Genomic DNA, 20225 nt, shown 5'->3' with positions numbered 1-20225 from the left:
AGTAAGAAATGCAAAATGTACAAGGTCACGCTCACTTTATCAAGGTGATTGTTAACTTAGATAATAATGAACCCGTTTTTAGCTATGTCGACACGACTGGTGAGCCGTGCCAAGGTGATGTAACAATTACAGAGGCAAGCACTATCACTTATCAATTAGTGGATAATACTGGAAAAGGATTAAAATTTGCTGGCGTTGGTTTCATCACTCCTTTTGATGAAATTATTGACGCCGTAACAATTAGTAGTGATGGACAGTTGGTACAACTTGTAGATTTGGACCACACAGCGGGTACAACAAAGTTTCAGTTTGTATTAACAAACACGACAAACACACTAATGTTATTGAGTCCTGATCCAGAAGTGGTTAACCGTCCTGAAAACTAATCTCCATTGAAAGGGACTGCTTAGCAGTCCCCTTTTCTCCACCTTCCAGGCCGCCTCTACTTGCCACCGAGCAAAAGCGAGGACAGCCATGTCTTTTTGTGCTTTATCCCCTCTTCTACTAGTCTTTAAATTATCTTCACCTTGTCTGTTTGGAGCGAGTCATGACCTCGGCCAGAAGAATGCTTATCGATGCCAATACAACACCCTTCTATCATGTAAAAAAGCGAGGACAGCCATGTCTTTTTGTGCTTTGTCCCCTCTTCTACTAGTCTTTAAATTATCTTCACCTTGTCTGTTTGGAGCGAGTCATGACCTCGGCCAGAAGAATGCTTATTGATGCCAATACAACACCCTTCTATCATGTGATCAATCGCTGTGTCAGAAGGGCTTTTTTGTGTGGTGAAGATAAACTCACTGGGCGCAGTTATGAGCATCGACGCGGCTGGATTGTCGATAAAATCAAAGCATTATCCACCATCTTTTGTATCGATATTTGCGCCTATGCAGTGATGAACAACGGAAAAGCGGGGACAGCCATGTCTTTTTGTGCTTTATCCCCTCTTATACTAGCCTTACATTATCTTGATTGCGTCTGTTTGGAGCGGATAATGACCTCGGCCAGAAGAATGCTTATCGATGCCAATACAACACCCTTCTATCATGTGATTAATCGCTGTGTCAGAAGGGCTTTTCTGTGCGGTGAGGATAAACTCACTGGCCGCAGTTATGAGCATAGACGTGGCTGGATTGTCTATAAAATCAAAGCATTATCCACCATCTTTTGTATCGACATTTGCGCCTATGCAGTGATGAACAACCATTACCATTTAGTGCTTAAAATTGATGTCGAGAAGGCCAAATCGTTAACGCAAAAAGATATTATCAGCCGCTGGTGCCAAATCACTAAAGGCCATGCCATTGCCACTAAGTATATGAATGGTGATGCATTAATCGACGGCGAACGCATGTTACTCGATGCCTTAATTGCCGAGTGGCAAGAGCGATTAAGTAGTATCTCTTGGTTTATGCGCTGCCTGAACGAAGAGATTGCCCGTAAAGCCAATCGAGAAGATGAGTGCAAAGGCGCCTTCTGGGAAGGTCGTTTTAAATCCCAAGCACTGTTAGATGAGCAAGCATTACTGGCGTGTATGATGTACGTTGATTTAAATCCTATTCGAGCTGGCATTGCCGACTCTTTGCAATCCTCTGATTTTACATCGATTCAAGAGCGCCTGAATGCGCTTTCATCTAACAGCGTCACACCACTGTCAACCCAACCCCCTGTAGATAACACTCAGCCATTACCACATAAACCCCTCGTAAAATTTGATGGTGCAACGCATCTCCATCAGCAAACGGGCATCCCCTTTCATTTTGCCGATTATCTTGAGCTTATCGATTGGACCGGCCGCGCTATCCGCCATGATAAAAAGGGCTTTATTGATAATCAGCGACCTAAGTTACTTAATGAATTAGGCATAGCATCCGATGCCTGGTTACTTTCAGCCAAGGAGTTTCGCCGACAGTACAGTGGCATAAGCGGTCGATGGGATGCAATGTGTGCATTTAAACACAAGCAAGGTGGCAAATGGTGTCGAGGAAAATCCCATAGCCAAGCACTACATCCCGAGCAAACTAATGGACTTACATTGCATTAAATTGACCCAATAACAAGTATACGACTCAATCTTGAGGCCTCAGATTAGGGGCTATTTAACCCAAATTTTGCGAGATGTAAGCAAGCACCCAGCCAACCACGCCCTAATCGCAGACAAAACGACTCAGAAGGTAAAAAAATAAAACATTTAAAATCATATGATTATACCAGAAGGTAAGCAGAAGGTATCTTTTCTTCCACCAGAATAAAGTCATCCTCAGAAAAGCGCCTAGCGCAGATGATTAAAGTTCACGGAGAAAGATAACAATGACAAACTCACCGAAACTGGCACGCCAACAACCCGCCTTATCCATTGTCGATGAGGCTGTATTGCCCGCAACTCAGCATGCAAAGGCTGCCGAGCTACCGCTGAACTTTTTCGAGCATTCTTCCCTCGAGACCATTGAACTCTTTATTCAACATTTAACCGAGCCAGTGATCCTAGTGAATGCCAATGGCTTTATCCGTTCATGCAATCAACGTAGTGCCGAGCTGCTCGATTGCCCGCAGGCGAGTTTAAAGGGCCAAGACTGGCGCAATTTTTTGACCGAACATCATCAAGCGCGCTATGACAATCTCCTGAGCCACGATGTGCAATTAGGCACCAATTGTGGTCACCCCGTGCAGCACCCAGCGCAGGAAACCACGCTGATCTGCGCCTCTGGTAAGGCCAAAGATGTTGAATTGTCTATCTCTTATATTCCCAGCCATGAACCTGTGTTTGTGATGGTGATGCACGATTTAACTCACCATAAAGCAGAAAACCAAAAACTGCGTAAGTTGGCCGCCACCGACTCCCTCACCCAACTGGCGAACCGACGTTATTTTGATGAAATGCTGCAACAACATTGGGATGAATGCACCGCTAAACTGCGCCCTATCAGCGTAGTGATTATCGATGTGGATTATTTTAAGGTGTTTAATGATCAGTTTGGTCATATCCAAGGTGATGAATGCCTTAGAAAAATTGCCAAAGTGATCGCCACCATTGTGCCTATCGAAATCGGTCTTGCAGCCCGTTATGGCGGCGAAGAATTTGCGCTGATCCTGCCTAATCACAATGCCAAAATGGCGCTGACCATAGCGCAAAAAATTCAGCAAGGGATTAATAATATTCGCTTTACCGACCAAGGGCTCAGGGATTATGTCTCGGTAAGCGCCAGCCAAGGGATTGCCAGTGAAGTCAATGGCCAGTTCCGTACCTCACTCGCCATGGTATGCGCCGCCGATACCGCGCTTTACCGCGCCAAGGCCGATGGTCGCGATAGAATTAATACCTCGCTGTGATGATATTTGTCTGAAATAAAACCAAAGGTTTATGCATGACATAACCACAAGGATGTCACCCATGAAAACCTCAAAAAATATCTGTTTTAGCTCGAATAACTTAGTTCAAGACCTCGCTCAAGAAACATCAGAAAATACGGCTAAAGTCGTTTTATTAGGCTCGAAAACACTCGATATTTTCACTTGGCAAGCTTGGATAAAAAACCAACATGGAGGACTAGTATTTCAATATTGTTGTGAGTTTAATCATACGGGCTTTATTGTGAAGATAAATGCACTTGGCAATATTGAATCGGTTGTTAATAGCCGATTATTATCGATTGAAATGGCTTCGATGTCAGGTGATTTAAATGATGATTATTGGCATTTATTATCCATCAGCTACCAATATCATAAGCTAAAATGTTATATCGATGGCGATGAAATCGAAGTTCAACAGCAAATTATCCCTTTAACAGATAACCGTGTATTAAAGGCTATGTCCAATAACGCATTATCTTTTGAAGGAGAAATGACTAACATCAGTTTAATTGAACACTACTTAACAGACTATCAAATCCTAAATTATTATCTGCAACCTGATAGTCAGTCATCTATCACCGAAAACAATATTTATACTGCACAAGATAAACATTCCCTAAAAAACATTCATTCAAACCCACTTAACTCAACAAGGCAAGATGTGATGCTAGTTATTTTTAATGATACGAAATATAAATTCATTAAAAACAATCTAACCACAAATAATTTCAAAAAACAGCTATCTAATATTATTCCAGCCAATGATCGTTGTGCTTATATAATTGAATCAAATAATCAAAATTGGCCACACTTTATTTATCATGCTAATTATTTTTACGAAGAGGATCCCGATATTGCGTTAAATTTTGATATATTAAAATCTCTCACACCTAACCGTTCCCATGTTCATTTGCAGCTTACCAACGAACTGACATTTGATTGCTTTATCAGTCAATCTACTTCAAGTCGATTAGTCGCCGAAATTCGTATCAGTGAAAATACCGATTTTACGCTAGCCAAACATGCTATGCGCTTTATTAAGGATTATTAAAATCCTAGGATTGATCGTTGCTCGCTTCGACAAGCGGATGAGCACTTAAAGACTGAAGCGATCCCCGTTATAGCGTGGATCATAAAAAGCCCCCCTTCGAAACAGCTAGTTTGCACTATACCCAAAGTACAGTCGAATACCTCGCTAGCCTAGCTAGATATTTTAGGGCAAACTCAGCGTCCTTACCCGTTGGACTGTTTCTACAGTACTGGACTGTACGCTAAAGGTGACACATGAATCCACCTCCTACTTTGGCCTTGCTCTTTGCCCTATTGGCTGCCACCTTAATGGGCACGATTGGCGTATTCGCACGCTTTGCAGCTCTGCCAGCCGAACATATTACCTTTTACCGCCTGCTACTCGGCGCGCTGTTTTTAATGGCCTATATGCTGTTAACGGGTAAAGGACAGCAAATTCGCCATAAACCGAGCAAACGCACCTTAATAAATGGCGCAATGCTCGCCGGATTTATGGCTTTTTATATCGAGGCTATTCAATACACTCAAATGGCAACCGTGATTATGATCATCTACCTCGCACCTGTGGTAGCGTCACTCTTTGCGCACTTTGTGTTTAATGAAAGACTCAACCGATTCAGTATGGCAAGTGTGGTACTCGCCTTAGCGGGCTTTATATTAATGCTCCCCGTGACATCGAGCCAATCGCTATATGATTCTGAAATATTGGGATATTTTTATGCATTACTGTCGTTACTGACCTATAGTGGCTTTATCTTAATCAACCGCAAACCAAGTGCCGCCTCGCCCTATCAAAGTACGCTGGTACAGTTAGGTGTTGGCGCTTTATGCCTACTTCCCTTAGTGTTAACCACACCCTTAGTACCCAGCCTGAATCAATTTGCTTGGCTGCTGGCAATTGGGTTCTTTCCGGGATTTTTAGCTATTCTGTTTGCAGTAAAAGCTCTAAATCAATTGCCATCAATCACCTACGGCACACTCTCCTATATGGAGCCTGTGGTGGTGGTCACTCTGGCGTGGTGGTTATTTAATGAAACATTAACCGCACAGCAATTGATAGGTATGGCACTGATAATGCTGGCGGGTATAGCACAAGGTTGGTTAAGCCAATACAAAGCCCTGAAAATCCCTCTGTTTGCCACCATGAATAAATGAGTAAAATATAAACTAAATCTTTTTGATAGGAGCATCACTTGAAAAAACTACTCTTAATGATCAGTGCTTTGGTCCTGACAGGCTGTCTAGGAATGCCTAACTACGTCGAACCCGTTAAAGATTTTAAACTCGACCGCTATTTAGGCAAATGGTACGAGATTGCGAGGCTTGACCACTCCTTCGAGCGCGGATTAACCCAAGTTTCTGCCGAATACAGCCTTAAGCCCGATGGTGGCGTTAAAGTCATTAATCGGGGCTATTCTGCCGCCAAACAGGAATGGAAAGAAGCCGAAGGTAAAGCCTATTTTGTGAATGGAGAGAACGAAGCCTACTTAAAAGTCTCCTTTTTCGGGCCGTTTTATGGTTCGTATGTGGTCTTTGGGCTCGACCAACAAAATTATCAATACGCCTTTATCTCGGGGCCAGATACGGATTATTTATGGCTACTAGCCCGAACTCCAACGGTATCCCCTGAGGTGATTAAGCAATTTGTCGACATGGCGAGCGCCCGCGGCTTTGACACTGACAGCTTGATTTATGTCGAACAACAAGCAGAGGCAAAACAATAACCGCTAAGCCGAGGCGAACACTCAAGGTAAACACCATAAATAAAAACGCCGCTCATTAAGAAGCGGCGTTTTTTATCTGTGCATTTAAGGCTGTTTAAAACAAGTAATTAGCCTTCGATGCCCTTGCTCGCGAGGAACTCATCATAGGTGCCCTTGAAGTCATTCACGCCGTTAGGAGTAATTTCAAGGATACGGTTGGCCAGTGACGATACGAATGCGCGGTCGTGACTCACAAACAACAAGGTGCCTTCGTATTTCTCTAAGGCGTTGTTTAAGGATTCGATCGATTCCATATCCATGTGGTTGGTCGGTTCGTCGAGCATCAGGATATTTGGCTTTTGCATAATCAGCTTGCCAAATAACATACGGCCCTTTTCACCACCCGACAGCACCTTTACAGACTTTTTAATATCGTCGGCGCTAAACAGCATACGGCCTAAAATACCGCGTACCGCTTGGTCGTCATCTTCAGGTTTACGCCATTGGCTCATCCACTCGAAGAGGGTCATATCGTTTTCAAAATCAGACTCATGATCCTGCGCGTAGTAACCGATATTGCTGTTTTCAGACCATTGGATATGGCCTTCATCCTGTGGAATATCATGGATTAAAGTACGCAGTAGCGTGGTTTTACCTACACCGTTCTCACCGAGGATAGCGATACGCTCGCCCACTTCGACAATTAGGTTTAAGTCTTTAAACAGGGGGGTGTCATAACCTTTAGCCAAATTCTCAACCACTAAAGCGTTACGGAACAGTTTCTTTTCCTGATCGAAACGAATGAAGGGGTTAACACGGCTAGAGGCTTTAACCTCATCCAGCTTGATCTTATCGATTTGACGCGCACGAGAAGTTGCTTGTTTTGCCTTAGAGGCGTTGGCAGAGAAGCGCGCCACGAAGGTTTGCAGCTCAGAGATTTGTGCTTTCTTCTTGGCGTTATCGGCCAGCAGACGCTCACGGGCCTGAGTCGCTGCTTGCATATATTCGTCGTAGTTACCAGGGTAAACACGCAGTTCACCGTAGTCTAAGTCTGCCATATGAGTACAGACTGAGTTTAAGAAGTAACGGTCGTGCGAAATGATGATCATAGTGCTATCGCGTTGGTTCAAGACGTCCTGTAACCAGCGGATAGTGTCGATGTCCAAGTTGTTGGTGGGTTCGTCGAGCAGCAGTACATCAGGATCGGAGAACAGCGCCTGCGCCAATAATACCCGCAGTTTTAAACCTGGGGCGATTTCAGACATTAGACCGAAATGACTTTCGATACCGATACCCACACCAAGTAGCAGTTCACCAGCGCGAGATTCGGCGGTGTAACCATCCATTTCGGCAAACTCCATCTCAAGGTTTGCCACGGCAATGCCGTCTTCTTCGCTCATTTCAGGTAAAGAATAGATACGGTCACGCTCTTGCTTGACCTTCCACAGTTCACGGTGGCCCATGATAACGGTGTCAATCAGCGTGTATTCCTCGTAACCGAATTGGTTCTGGCTGAGTTTACCCAGACGCTCATTGACGTCTAAAGATACGTTACCGCTGCTCGGCTCTAGATCACCGCAAAGGATCTTCATGAAGGTTGATTTACCGCAGCCGTTCGCACCGATAAGACCGTAACGGTTACCGCCGCCGAATTTAACTGAGATGTTTTCAAACAGTGGCTTAGCGCCAAACTGCATGGTGATATTCGCTGTTGTGATCAAAATGAACTTCCAAATCGAGTAATGTTGGCCAGACTATTGGCAGTGCATATAAGCATAAACCAATTTCCACCAGCCTGAGGGGGTAAAAATAAACGTGGCACTATAGCAGTTTGGGTTAAATTATCAACTAAAAAGGCCCCGTTAGCCGCGAATGCTTAAGCGATTCTGAGCCATGTAACCCAAAGATAACTGTTTATTTAACCTGAATTTTTACAAATACAACCCAAGATAATCCTATTGGATGACAATTGAATTAACATTGCATTTTTAGCCAGACAATCCAAATACCGCCCACTGAACTGGGCGGTATTTGTAAGCCCCCGCTCGCTCGCGGGCCGATAAACAATACCAATACGTTACAGTTTTTGCTGTCTTAAACGGTTCGCATTGGTGACCACAGTTAAAGAAGACAGCGCCATTGCAGCCCCTGCAATCACAGGGCTTAACAGCATCCCCGTGAGCGGATAAAGCACGCCCGCCGCCACTGGGATACCTAAACTGTTGTAGATAAAGGCCCCAAACAGGTTCTGTTTAATGTTGCTAATGGTCGCGCGGGAAAGTGCCAATAAGTTAGCAATCACTATCAACTGATGCGACAGCAGTGTCATATCCGCGCTTTCGATAGCCACCTCAGTGCCCGATCCCATGGCGATCCCCACATCGGCACTCATCAAGGCGGGCGCATCGTTGATACCATCCCCCACCATGGCAACCACATGGCCTTGCTGCTGTAAGGCTTTAATATGCTGCTGCTTTTGTTCGGGTAACACACCCGCAATCACTTCCTCTATGCCTACTTGAGCTGCCACCGCCTGCGCCGTTTGTGGATTATCTCCAGTCAGCAGCACTACTCGAATGCCCTGTGAGCGTATTGCACTAATCGCTTCTTTCGCATCGGCTTTTATCGGGTCGGCAATCGCGATAGTGGCCACTAACTTACCCGCCTTGGCGACATAAATCGGTGTTTTACCCTGTTTGGCAAATTGCGCGGCGGCTTCTACCGTAATACCTGAGCTGCGGCCTGCCACCCCCTCCCCTGAAGGCACATCAAATGCCGCCATTAAGGCTTGATTCCCCACTAAAAAGTCGGCGCCATCGACTCGCCCTTCTATGCCCTTACCTTGATGATTAGTAAAAATCTCGGTTGCGGGCAATGGAATCGAGGCTTGCTTAACATAGCTGACCATTGCGCTGGCCAGCGGATGCTCTGAATGCTGCTCAAGACTTGCGATAGCGCCAAGCAGTGCGCGCTTGTCTTCATCACTAAGTGCTTGGTCATTGTCACCAGCCCAATGGATATCGGTCACTTGGGGTTTACCCTGAGTCACTGTGCCGGTTTTATCCAGCACCACGCAATCAACCTTGCTGGCGCTTTGCAGTGCTTCACCATTTTTAACCAAGACGCCCATTTGAGCAGCGCGGCCAACGGATACCATGATAGACATAGGTGTCGCTAAGCCTAAGGCGCAGGGACAGGCGATGATCAGCACGCTGGTGAGCACCACAAGCGCATGACTAAGCGCGGGTTCTGGCCCAACAAGATACCAAATCGCCGCCGCGAGTAAGGCGATAACCACGACCGTTGGCACAAATACCGCCGAAATGTTATCGGCCAGGCGACCAATCGGCATCTTTGAGGTTTGCGCCTCCTGCACCAGTGCGATGATTTTGGCAAGGCGCGTATCCTGCTGCCCAGCGGTCACTCGGTAGACTAAACTGCCGTTACCATTGACAGTTCCCGCGCTCAGATTATCCCCAACATGCTTTGGCACCGGAATAGGTTCGCCCGTTAGCATGGCCTCATCGAGTAATGACTGGCCGGACTCCACCACGCCATCGAGTGCGACCCTGTCGCCGGGGCGAAGTCTGAGTTTATCCCCCAGTTTAAGCTGGTCGATTTCCACCTCTTCATCGCCATTGTCGCCAATACGAATCGCAGTGGAGGATTGCAGGCCGAGCAAGCGCTGCACCGCTTCGCTGGTTTTGCCCCGAGCTTTGAGTTCGAGGGCATGGCCTAAGTTAATCAAGCCTAAGATCATCACGCTAGCCTCAAAGTACACGTGGCGAGTGTCCATTGGAAACGCACTCGGGATAAGCACCACCAGCATGGAATAGATCCATGCCGTGCTGGTGCCTAACACGATTAAGGTATCCATGTTGGTGGTTTTGGCTTTAAGCGCGCGCCACATTCCCTGATAGAAATGGCGCCCGGTGCCGATTAAAAGAGCTAAGGTGACAAAGCCCATAATGCCCCAGCCAAGCTGCATGCTAGGGCGATTAATCATCATTTCACCGCCCAGTAATCCCCATAACATCATAGGGATACCGACAGCGAGCGCAGCGATAGCCTGACGCATCCGCAGGCGATACTCCACCGCATCTTCGACCCGCTTTTCCTCTGCGGCCGCCTTTGCGTCCACGATCAATTGAGCGGGATAACCCGCCTTGCCCATAACAGCCAGCGCCGCATCACTGCTCATCTTGCCATCGACAGTCACTTGCTTATCGGCGAGATTGATACGGGCACTCACATTCGGTTCGGCCGCAAAGGCCTTTTCAATTTTGGCCACACACCCTGCACAATTCATGGTGGCGACATAGAGTTTTATCTGCGACATGGAAGATCCCTCACTTGAACTTAACCGCTATAGGATTAAGATAAAGTCTCCCATCACAGGAGAGTCAAGGGTGTTTTTGTGGCAAGTATCACACTTGTCTGCACGAGTCTTTAGAACAGATAAGAACCGAGGTCAGTATGAAAATTGGTGAAGTCGCGAAGCACACAGGGTTAAGCGTCAAAAGCATACGCTATTACCACGATATCGGTCTTGTCTGTGGCGAGCGTAACGAGGCGGGATACAGGGTGTATCGCCATAGGGATATCGAATCGCTGAAATTTGTCCACCAGTGCCGCGACTTAGGTTTTAGCCTTGAGGATTGCAAACTCCTGCTTGGCCTTCGCAATAACGATAGCCGCAATGCCGAAGATGTGAAGCAACTCACCCGCAACCATTTGGCCTATGTTGAGGATCAAATTGGTAAATTGCAGAATCTTCGTAGCCAGTTACAGCAAATGGTCAGCGAGTGCCAAGGCGGCGAACAGCCCCACTGCGCCATTATTGATAGTCTTAACCATCAACCCTAAGCTCTTTTCACCTTTTAATGCTTAAGTGCCGCCACATTATCTAGCTGCAAGGCTGGCAATTTACCCGCTGGTGTAAATGAAAACACTTGCCCATAAAAGGCTAACTCGGTTTCTAATCCCGCCGCTTTATGTTCTGGCGTGCGTCCATCACTTGCGTCATCGCCATAATCGATATAGGCCGTCGGCACACCTTTGGCTTTAAGGGCATCATAGATTTGCCGCGACTGCGCAGTTGGTACAATCTTGTTTCTCAAGCCTTGGAAAATCAGCAAAGGTTCATTCAAACCATCTAAGTGATTGAGTGGCGATAACTCACGGTAGCGTTCCTTCTTCTCTGGATAGGGGCCGATAAGTTGGTCTAAATAACCCGACTCAAACTTATGGGTTCCCTTAGCGAGCTGCTCAAAATCGCTGATACCCTCATAGCTCACACCCGCTTGAAACACATCATAAAACGCTAGCGAAGACATCACTGTTAAGCCACCGGCGCTGATGCCGCGAATTGCTAACTTATTGGCGTCTACCCAGCCCTTAGCCACTAAATACTTTGCGGCATTAACCGCATCCTCTACATCGCTTTCACCCCATTTGCCATAAAGGCTTTGGCGATAGGCGCGGCCAAAACCACTGCTGCCGCGAAAGTTTAAATCCAGCACCGCAAACCCGCGACTGGTCCAAAACTGGATTTCACTGCGATAGGCCAGTGAAGCCCGCGCCGTCGGCCCGCCATGTAGCATCACGATAAGCGGCGGCCTTGTGTCGTGGGGCGCCACGTAATTAGGGTTCACAGGGCTGTAAAAATAACCATAGGCCTGCTGATTTTTACCGGTAGCGAAGGCTATATTTTTCGCCCGCGAGACATAGTTGGGATCAAGATTCGCGAGCGCTGGGGCGTACACAAGCTCAGTGCCACGCCCAACAACGCGATAAATACCTTTCTCTGGTGTTGCCTTAGCGCCAACAAAATAAACACCATCTTCGCCCTTTACCACCTGAGTGATCTCAGCAAAATCAACGGCAAGGGATTCGGTCAATCCGGAATCTAAGTGCATACGCAACAATGCGGCTCGATTGCCTTCAACGTAGCTCGCGATGAGAGTCGAAGCATTTTCAAAGGCATAATTATGGTTACCTAAACGCCAATCCGGCACCGCAAACTCGGCATTTTTACTCAACACAGGCTCTAGGGTTTCCCTAGGGGTGACGCGGTAAATGTTCCACCAGTTACTGAGATCGGACACCACATATAATTTACCGTCTGGGCCAAATAACGGCTGAGTCACCGAAGAGTCCTCTGGCGTACTCACCTTGCGAATATTTTTTAATTGACCTTTGCGGTCAAGATCCCCAAGCCAGAGCACACTCTTATCCCAAGGCATATAGGGATGTTCCCAAGTGATCCACGCAAGTTGGGTGTTATCGGGTGAAATAGTCGGAGAAGAAATAAAATCGTGACCCGTAACAAAGGTATCGCCTTCACCGGCAAAGTTAAGATTGATAGTCACTAGGCTCGCTTTCGGTTCGCCGCCCTGACGGTGATCTTCACGCACACAAATAATCCGTGAGCCCTTAGGATATGCCACACAATCGGCATGACGGGTACCATTGGGAGTTAACGGCAATGGTGGCTGATTAGGCGCAAAACGGTAAAACAGCTGATCCTGCAATTTAGTGGCAAAAAGGCTCTGACCTATGCCCAAAAACGCCGCACCGCCATACTCATGCACAGTAGATTTAACATTAAAATCAGGAGGAACCACTTCAGTGACCTTGCCAAGATCATCGAGACGCTTGATACCAACTTTGCCTTGGGCACGTCCGCTCGATTCTGCAAAATAAATCGCATTACCTACACTTTGTAGTTCAGCAATATCATCGGTTCGTTCAAAAACCTCAGCAGCAGACAAAGGTGATTGCCAGCTGCCATAGGGTGCAACTTTAATGTCGCCGCTTTCCTTGGCGGATTGATCTTTTGTATCCGTACGCTCACACCCGCCGAGTAGCAGTAACACTGCACTTAGCAAGAATGGAAAATAGCGTCCTAACCCCATTGTGTTCCCCAAGTTTGCAAACTAAAACAAACCGTAAATATGCAAATCCCCTTAAGGGCTTATTTTTTGACTTTTTTAACAAACCATTTCAGTACGCTAGCCTGTTGTACTTGCGTCAGACCAAAGTAAATACAAATCCAGGGTGATAACAGAAAAAACCACGGGATCACGGCGACCGAACGACCACTGAAGAGAAGAAAAAAGAAGCCTCCGTAAATCACTATGACTCCTAAGGCACCGACAATCAGCATCATCCGCTTGGTAATTTTTTCCAGCCAAAGGGCTTTATCCTGCCATGACATTCAGATAATCAACTCCAATACGATAATGTCAACTCTATTTGTAAAGTTATGTAAAAAAGTAGCGTGCGATTGTTGAAGGATAGCCAGTAAATGTCAACCTCCGAACAACTCTTACCCAAGCGAACAGACTAAAAAAGAGAGCTAACTTTAGCCAACAAAAAACCGAGCAAACGCTCGGTCTTGTTTATTATCAATAAGATAATCTTTTATAAGCGGATACCGCCATCCACTTCAAAGACACGACCATTTACATAATCGTTTTCGATGATAAAGCGTACGGTAGAGGCTATCTCCTCCGCTTGGCCTAAACGGCCAACGGGCACAAGCTTCTCTAAACGCTCAAGCGCTTCTGGCTTCATCGCCGCGGTCATTTCGGTGGCAATCACCCCGGGTGCTACCGCCGCGCTACGAATATTGTAACGCGCCAGCTCTTTTGCCCAGCCCACAGACATCGCCGCGACACCCGCTTTAGAGGCCGCGTAGTTAGATTGTCCTACGTTACCCGCTTTAGCTAGGCTAGAAATGTTGACAATCACCCCTGCTTGACCCGACTCGATCATCGCCGCAGCCGCCTCACGGCCACAGAGGAAGGTGCCAGTGAGGTTAACATTGATCACCGATTGGAATTGGTCGAATGACATACGGTCAGTCACTTTGCCGTCTTTGGCTTTGACTAACATACCATCACGCAGGATGCCGGCGTTATTCACTAATACGTTGATTTTGCCAAAATCTTCCAATATGTAAGCAAAGCCTGCGACCACATCTTCTTCGTCGGTAATATCTAGCGCATAACCTTGGACTTCGGTGGCTGAGCCTAAATCAGCACAGGCGCGCTCGAGTTTTTCTTGATCAACATCGATCAGCGCCAACTTAGCGCCCGCCTGCGCAAAATTGTGCGCCATTGCTAAGCCTAAACCACCCGCGCCGCCAGTGATGACGACAACCTTATCTTTTAAATCCATCTGGTTATCCCTTGTTTATCTATTTTTTAAGTGGTGCAAATTGTTCAAAAATACTGGAGAAGTCTCGGTGGCCATTGCCTTGTCTTGCATGATTCACATACAAGCTGCGCGCGAGTGAGCCCATGGGTGTACTCGAATTGCTCAATAATGCGGCTTCTTGGGAGAGGCCGAGATCTTTAACCATCAAATCTACCATAAAGCCGCCCTGATAGCCCTTAGAAGAAGGCACATTCTCCATCACACCCGGGCAAGGATTGTACTTTTCAAGCGTCCAGTTACCGCCACTGCTGACCTTCATAATGTCTGACAGCACTTTAGGGTCGAGACCATGGTCAATCCCCATTTGAAGCGCCTCGGAAGTACCGACCATCAGCACAGATAACAGCATGTTGTTGCAGATTTTAGCGACTTGACCCGCACCAGCGCCGCCCGCGTGGAAGATATTCTTGCCCATAGCATTGAGTACGGGTTGCGCGCGCTCAAAGGCGATATCCGAACCGCCACAAATAAAGGTCAAGGTTCCCGCCGCTGCACCTGCCGTGCCGCCCGATACTGGCGCATCCATAAATTCGATGCCGCTTTTAGCCGCTTCGGCCGCCACTAACTGGGCGCTTTGGGCATCGATAGTCGAGCAATCAATCAGCAAAGTATCGCCAGCGACGACGTCGAGTAGGCCTTTCTCGCTGCCATTACCTAAATATAAATTTCTGACATGCTTACCCGCAGGCAGCATAGTGATCACCACATTGGCCCCTGCCGCGGCGCCGCATGCCGTGCTCGATACTAAAGCGCCTTGGTCGGCCAAGGCTTGCATGGCGGCAGGCACTAGGTCGAAGACACGTACCGTCATGCCCGCTTTTAATAAATTGGCCGCCATTGGGCCGCCCATATTACCTAAACCGATAAATGCTACTGTACTCATGCCATCACTCCTGTGTTCTGGTGTTTTTATTATTCCAGATAGTTGTTATTCCAGACAAAAATGGCAGGCAAAGCACTCGCTCTGCCTGCCATCGATTGGCTTAGCTTAATTGGCTTAAGGGATGTTCTTCTCCCCAAGGTGAGGTCAAAATGTCCTCGATAACGCTGTTTGGCACGGATTGCACATCGGCAAATTGCCATTTGGGCTGTCTGTCTTTATCAATCAGTAGTGCCCGCACCCCTTCACAGAAATCGCCCTTAGCGCAGGTGTTAACGCTGACGGTTAATTCCCATTTAAAACATTGTGCTAGGCTGAGTTTGGTGCCGAGTTGCGTTTGAATATACGCCAAATGCCAACTGATAGGGCTGCCCGCGAGCATAGTCGCGCAGGCTTTATTTAACCATGCTTCATCGGTGCTTAAGGTCGACATACGGCTGACGATATCGGTTAAACTACCCGCCATCAGCCTATCGATAATCTCTTGGCTCTCGGCCAGTAAACTATCGCCCTTAGGAATATCCACTTGGTTCGACAGTTCGTTGATCATCGAGTCGAGTCGTTGATGGTTCAGCGCTGGCGTATCGCTCCAGTCGAGGGTCGCCATGGCATCGAACATCAGCTCTTTGTCGTCACGATTTAGATAATGATCGGCAAGGCCAACGTAACAGGCATCGGCGGCGTTCATTTGATAGGCCGTTAAGCCTAAAAACAGCCCCATTTTGCCCGGCATGCGGTTGAGGAAATAACTGCCGCCCACATCGGGATAAAGCCCGATGGTGACTTCAGGCATAGCGATACGAGAGGTTTCTGTCACCACTCTATGACTCGCGCCCGCCATCAGGCCGAGACCACCGCCCATCACTATGCCATCACCCCATACCAGCACAGGTTTGCCAAAGGTATGTAGTAGATAATCGAGACGATATTCTTCTTCGAAGAATACTTTAGCGACCTCAGTCACCTGTCCCTTAGCAGCAACTGAGGCGTGATATAACGCCCGCACATCGCCACCCGCACAGAACGCCTTTTCTCCGCTGCCATCGAGTACCACACAGGCGATTAACGGATCTTTTTTCCACAAGTTGAGCTGCACCGTCATGGCTCGAACCATATCGAGATCCAAGGCGTTGAGGGCTTTTTCAACATTGAGCGTCACCACCCCAACTAATTTACCTGAGGCGGTGGCTAAAGTTTGAAAAACCACATTTTGTGTGGTGGACGTGTGTGCAGCCTTATCTACTAAATTTGTCATTAGCGGTTCTTCCAATCAGCTTTACGTTTTTCCAAAAACGCGTTCACGCCTTCGGCCTGATCTTCAGTATCGAACAAACCGACAAACAGTTCACGCTCTATCGGTAAGGCTTGGCTACGCGGCATTTGGCGCCCAGCTTGGATTAATGTCTTACAGGCGGTGACGCTGCTTGGGCTCTGATTCGCCACTTTGGCGGCCAGTGCAATCGCCGCATTTAAGGCCTCACCCGTTTCAACCACTTCCTCGACTAAACGCAAATTCAGCGCTTGGGCGGCATTCACCCGCTCACCGCAGAGGATCATCCGCTTCGCCCAACCTTCGCCCACTAAAGCAGTGAGATTTTGGGTGCCGCCCGCACAGGGCAGCAGACCAACGGTCGCTTCAGGCAGCGCCATCACGGCTTGGGTTTCGGCGATACGAATATCACAGGCCAGCGCGACTTCTAAGCCGCCGCCCATGGCATAACCGTTAATGGCGGCAATCGACACGCCGCGGAACTGGCTTAAGGTTTCAAATGCTTCGCCAAAGTGTTTTGCCATGCTCGCCGCATTGCCCTTATCACCGTCGCTAAACAGTTTTAAATCGGCACCCGCGGAGAAAAACTTGTTGCCCTCGCCAGTTAACACCAGCGCGTAAATGTCCTTGTTGGCATTAAGCTCCAGCACTTTGGCCTTGAGCGCCTGCAAACTCTGGGCGGTCCAAGTATTGGCCGGCGGATTGTTCATGGTCAGAATGGCCGTGTGGCCTTCAATACGCTCAACTAAATAGTCCATCTGTTTCGGCTCCCTTATATTTCCAATCTGTTATCGCCAAATCCTACAGTCCAATTAGGGCAGCTTAAAGGATTTGTCCGGCATTTTCGTCGAGTAAACGACGGGCGATAATGAGGCGCATAATCTCGTTAGTGCCCTCTAAAATCTGGTGTACACGAACATCACGGAAGTGACGCTCTAACGGATACTCCCTGATATAACCATATCCGCCATGAATTTGCAGCGCCGCATCGCAAACTTGAAAGCCCACATCAGTAGCAAAGCGCTTCGCCATCGCGCAATAGGCGGTCGCTTCTGGATCGCCACAGTCGAGTTTAAAGGCGGCCAGACGCACCATTTGACGCGCGGCCACTAATTCGGTCGCCATATCGGCCAGTTTAAATTGCAGCGCTTGGAAAGCAGCCAGCGGCTTACCAAATTGCTGACGTTCGTTCATATACTGGGTTGCACGCTCTAGAGCCGCCTGCGCCGTACCGACAGAGCAAGTAGCAATATTGATGCGGCCACCGTCTAAGCCTTTCATCGCAAAGGTAAAGCCTTGACCTTCTTCACCGAGTAGGTTTGCAACCGGCACGCGCACGTTATCAAAGGTAACTAAGCGCGTCGGCTGCGCGTTCCAGCCCATTTTATCTTCAGCTTTACCGTAGATAACGCCAGCGGCATCTGCTGGAATGGCAATCGCCGATATTCCTTTTGGCCCAGCTTGACCCGTGCGGCACATCACCACCAGCAATTCAGTTGCGCCCGCGCCCGAGATAAACATCTTAGAGCCAGATACCACATATTCATCACCCTCACGCACCGCTTTGGTTTGCAGTGAAGCCGCATCCGAGCCCGCACCCGGCTCAGTCAAACAATAGGATGCTAACATCTGTCCTGTAGTTAATGGCTCAGACCAAGTCTGACGTAGCGTCTCAGTGCCCCAGGTGGTGACCATCCAAGTGGCCATATTGTGAATCGTCAGCATGGCCGTTGTGGCTGTACAGCCCTTTGCCAGCTCCTCAAAAATAATCGAGGCATCTAAGCGTGATAAGCCCATGCCACCTTCCGACTCGGGGGAATACAAGGAGCAGAAACCCAGCTCACCGGCTTTTTGGATCACATCCTTCGGGAAATGATGTTCTTCGTCCCATTTGGCGGCAAAGGGGGCGAGTTCATCCGCCGCGAACTGGCGGGCTAGATCGGCAAATTGGCGTTGGTCTTCGTTGAAATTAAAATCCATTTGGCTCTCCTATGACTCTTTGGCCATTTCTTTCGTAAATTTCTTTGCGTAATACACAGTGAATTTATCAGCAGGCTTATCATCAATGGACGCCAACTGCGCCACATGTAGACTGAATAACCTGCTGTTTCACAATGCGTTTAAACTGTTTGTTAAACCGCTTAGCGCAAGTTAATGCTCATATTAGGGCCAGCTGCCACCGCAATGTCCGACTCGAACCAGCGGGAAGTAATGGTCTTAGTTTCAGTGTAGAAACGTACCGCTTGCTTACCGTAGGCGTGTTGGTCGCCGTAGAAACTGCCCTTCCAACCCGTGAATGAGAAGAAAGGTAATGGCACAGGGATAGGCACGTTAATACCGACTTGGCCGACTTCGATTTCGTGTTGATATTTACGGGCTGCGGCGCCGCTGGCGGTAAAGATAGAAGTACCATTGCCGTACGGGCTGGCGTTAACCAGTTCGATGGCGTCTTCTAATGAATCGGATTCCATACAGCAGAGCACAGGGCCAAAGATTTCTTCTTTATAGATGCTCATATCGGTCGTGACCTTAGTGAACATGGTTGGCCCGACCCAGTTACCTGACTCATAGCCCGCCACAGTAAAATCGCTGCCATCGAGTAAACACTCTGCGCCCTCTTGCTTACCTTGGGCGATAAGTTTAAGCACGCGCGCTTTGGCGGCTGGGCTTATCAGCGGGCCGTAACCAGCTTCTTTATCGTCCCATAAACCTGGGCGAACCTTCGCCAGCGCTTCTTTGAGCTCAGGGATCCACTCCTTAGCCGCGCCGACAAATACCGCGACCGAAATCGCCATACAGCGCTGCCCCGCCGCGCCAACCGATGCGCCCACTAGGTTGTTGATCACTTGCTGTTTGTTTGCATCGGGCATGATCACGCAGTGATTTTTCGCCCCAGCAAAGGCCTGCACGCGTTTTAAGTTATCGGTACCGGTTTTGTAGATGTATTGACCTACAGCCACAGAGCCGACGAAGGAAATGGCTTTCACCACAGGGTCTGCCAGCAGGATATCTACCGCCGTTTTATCGCCATGCACCAGCTGTAACACGCCTTTTGGCGCGCCCGCTTCGACAAACAGCTCAACTAAACGCTGCGGCGTCATTGGGTCTTGCTCAGATGGCTTAAGGATAAAAGTGTTACCGCAGGCAATCGCCAGTGGGAACATCCACAGCGGGATCATCGCTGGGAAGTTAAACGGCGTGATGCCCGCACACACCCCCAGAGGCTGAGTGTAGCTGTAGGTATCGATTGAACGCGCAACGTTCTCAACGGTTTCGCCCATCAATAATGAGGCAATGTTGCAGGCATGCTCCGCCACTTCAATCCCGCGCCACACATCGCCCTTGGCATCTTCAAAGGTTTTACCCGTTTCATGGGCAAGGATGGTCGCTAACTCATCATGATGTTCTTTAAGTAGGTGTTGGTAGCGCAACATGACACGGGCACGCTCAGACACGGGTACTTCTTTCCACGTCTTAAAAGCCGCCTTGGCACTAGCAATGGCCGTATGGACTTCATCGGCCGTAGCACTATTGATAACGGCAATCGGCGCGTTATTGGCAGGATTAGTCACCACGATTTGTGATGTCCCTGTGCCTGTGGTGAATTCGCCATCGATGTAATGCTTAACTTGTGTGGTCATGTTGCAATCCTTTTCCTTGTTTAGGGTCGAGCTGGCGGTGCGATATTATGTTTATCCTCAGTGGGATGTTTGCCCTTGCCAGCTCAGTCTTGGTCTTGTTGATTTAGCAGTTATTCGCGATTAAGCCT

General features: G+C 48.2%; 17 protein-coding genes and 1 pseudogene. 8 read left to right on the top strand and 10 right to left on the bottom strand.

Features of this window, described 5'->3' with window-relative positions:
• The first annotated feature begins 8 nt into the window (after window positions 1-8).
• The 7 genes and pseudogenes from IEY09_RS15525 (at window position 9) to IEY09_RS15495 (ending at window position 6104) form a co-directional block, all read left to right on the top strand.
• Window positions 9-386 carry a DP-EP family protein gene (locus tag IEY09_RS15525; protein ID WP_007646896.1) on the top strand — a complete coding sequence of 126 codons (378 nt, stop codon included), beginning with the start codon at window positions 9-11 and terminating at the stop codon, window positions 384-386.
• 308 nt (window positions 387-694) lie between these two features.
• Window positions 695-904: pseudogene (locus IEY09_RS20395) on the top strand (hypothetical protein); the annotation flags it as partial.
• 90 nt (window positions 905-994) lie between these two features.
• On the top strand, window positions 995-2044 hold the full coding sequence (locus IEY09_RS15515) for a transposase (RefSeq protein ID WP_188871762.1): 1050 nt from the start codon (window positions 995-997) through the stop codon (window positions 2042-2044).
• A gap of 266 nt (window positions 2045-2310) precedes the next feature.
• Window positions 2311-3330, top strand: a complete 1020-nt coding sequence (locus IEY09_RS15510; protein WP_188871745.1) for a sensor domain-containing diguanylate cyclase — start codon at window positions 2311-2313, stop codon at window positions 3328-3330.
• Window positions 3331-3391: 61 nt separating this feature from the next.
• Entirely contained in the window at window positions 3392-4402 is a 1011-nt protein-coding gene (locus tag IEY09_RS15505; RefSeq protein WP_188871743.1) for a LamG-like jellyroll fold domain-containing protein, read from the top strand.
• Between the two features lie 233 nt (window positions 4403-4635).
• Window positions 4636-5535, top strand: coding sequence for a DMT family transporter (locus IEY09_RS15500; RefSeq protein WP_188871741.1), 900 nt, complete (start codon window positions 4636-4638; stop codon window positions 5533-5535).
• 38 nt (window positions 5536-5573) lie between these two features.
• Window positions 5574-6104, top strand: coding sequence for a lipocalin family protein (locus IEY09_RS15495; RefSeq protein ID WP_088585804.1), 531 nt, complete (start codon window positions 5574-5576; stop codon window positions 6102-6104).
• 107 nt (window positions 6105-6211) lie between these two features.
• Here IEY09_RS15495 and IEY09_RS15490 read toward each other — a convergent pair whose 3' ends face one another.
• Both IEY09_RS15490 and IEY09_RS15485 read right to left on the bottom strand, forming a co-directional pair.
• Entirely contained in the window at window positions 6212-7804 is a 1593-nt protein-coding gene (locus tag IEY09_RS15490; RefSeq protein WP_011071838.1) for an ABC-F family ATPase, read from the bottom strand.
• Window positions 7805-8160: 356 nt separating this feature from the next.
• Window positions 8161-10422 carry a heavy metal translocating P-type ATPase gene (locus IEY09_RS15485; protein ID WP_188871739.1) on the bottom strand — a complete coding sequence of 754 codons (2262 nt, stop codon included), beginning with the start codon at window positions 10420-10422 and terminating at the stop codon, window positions 8161-8163.
• 137 nt (window positions 10423-10559) lie between these two features.
• On the opposite strand from IEY09_RS15485, the gene IEY09_RS15480 reads away from it, so the two are divergent.
• A complete protein-coding gene (locus IEY09_RS15480; protein ID WP_188871737.1) occupies window positions 10560-10949 on the top strand; it encodes a Cu(I)-responsive transcriptional regulator in 390 nt (129 codons plus the stop codon).
• 14 nt (window positions 10950-10963) lie between these two features.
• Here IEY09_RS15480 and IEY09_RS15475 read toward each other — a convergent pair whose 3' ends face one another.
• From IEY09_RS15475 to IEY09_RS15440, 8 genes are all read right to left on the bottom strand, one after another.
• The gene (locus tag IEY09_RS15475; protein WP_047539143.1) at window positions 10964-13000 is read right to left on the bottom strand and encodes a S9 family peptidase; all 2037 of its coding nucleotides are present in this window, start codon (window positions 12998-13000) and stop codon (window positions 10964-10966) included.
• A gap of 59 nt (window positions 13001-13059) precedes the next feature.
• Window positions 13060-13302 (bottom strand): hypothetical protein, encoded by a 243-nt coding sequence (locus tag IEY09_RS15470; RefSeq protein ID WP_037416867.1) that lies wholly within the window; start codon window positions 13300-13302, stop codon window positions 13060-13062.
• Window positions 13303-13508: 206 nt separating this feature from the next.
• Window positions 13509-14267 (bottom strand): SDR family oxidoreductase, encoded by a 759-nt coding sequence (locus tag IEY09_RS15465; RefSeq protein ID WP_011717645.1) that lies wholly within the window; start codon window positions 14265-14267, stop codon window positions 13509-13511.
• A 19-nt stretch (window positions 14268-14286) separates the two neighbouring features.
• Window positions 14287-15189: a 3-hydroxyisobutyrate dehydrogenase gene (gene mmsB / locus IEY09_RS15460; protein WP_188871735.1), complete on the bottom strand. Its 903-nt coding sequence runs from the start codon at window positions 15187-15189 to the stop codon at window positions 14287-14289.
• A 100-nt stretch (window positions 15190-15289) separates the two neighbouring features.
• The gene (locus IEY09_RS15455; RefSeq protein ID WP_037416857.1) at window positions 15290-16441 is read right to left on the bottom strand and encodes an enoyl-CoA hydratase/isomerase family protein; all 1152 of its coding nucleotides are present in this window, start codon (window positions 16439-16441) and stop codon (window positions 15290-15292) included.
• Entirely contained in the window at window positions 16441-17214 is a 774-nt protein-coding gene (locus IEY09_RS15450) for an enoyl-CoA hydratase (protein WP_037416854.1), read from the bottom strand. Before IEY09_RS15450 ends, IEY09_RS15455 begins: the two co-directional genes overlap by 1 nt.
• Before the next feature lie 64 nt (window positions 17215-17278).
• Window positions 17279-18436: an acyl-CoA dehydrogenase family protein gene (locus IEY09_RS15445; protein ID WP_188871733.1), complete on the bottom strand. Its 1158-nt coding sequence runs from the start codon at window positions 18434-18436 to the stop codon at window positions 17279-17281.
• A 161-nt stretch (window positions 18437-18597) separates the two neighbouring features.
• Window positions 18598-20097, bottom strand: coding sequence for a CoA-acylating methylmalonate-semialdehyde dehydrogenase (locus IEY09_RS15440; protein ID WP_047539159.1), 1500 nt, complete (start codon window positions 20095-20097; stop codon window positions 18598-18600).
• Between the last annotated feature and the right edge of the window lie 128 nt (window positions 20098-20225).

It is taken from the genome of Shewanella xiamenensis (genome assembly GCF_014647135.1).
Lineage (GTDB): Bacteria > Pseudomonadota > Gammaproteobacteria > Enterobacterales > Shewanellaceae > Shewanella > Shewanella xiamenensis.
This window is presented reverse-complemented; position numbering and strand designations above follow the sequence as displayed.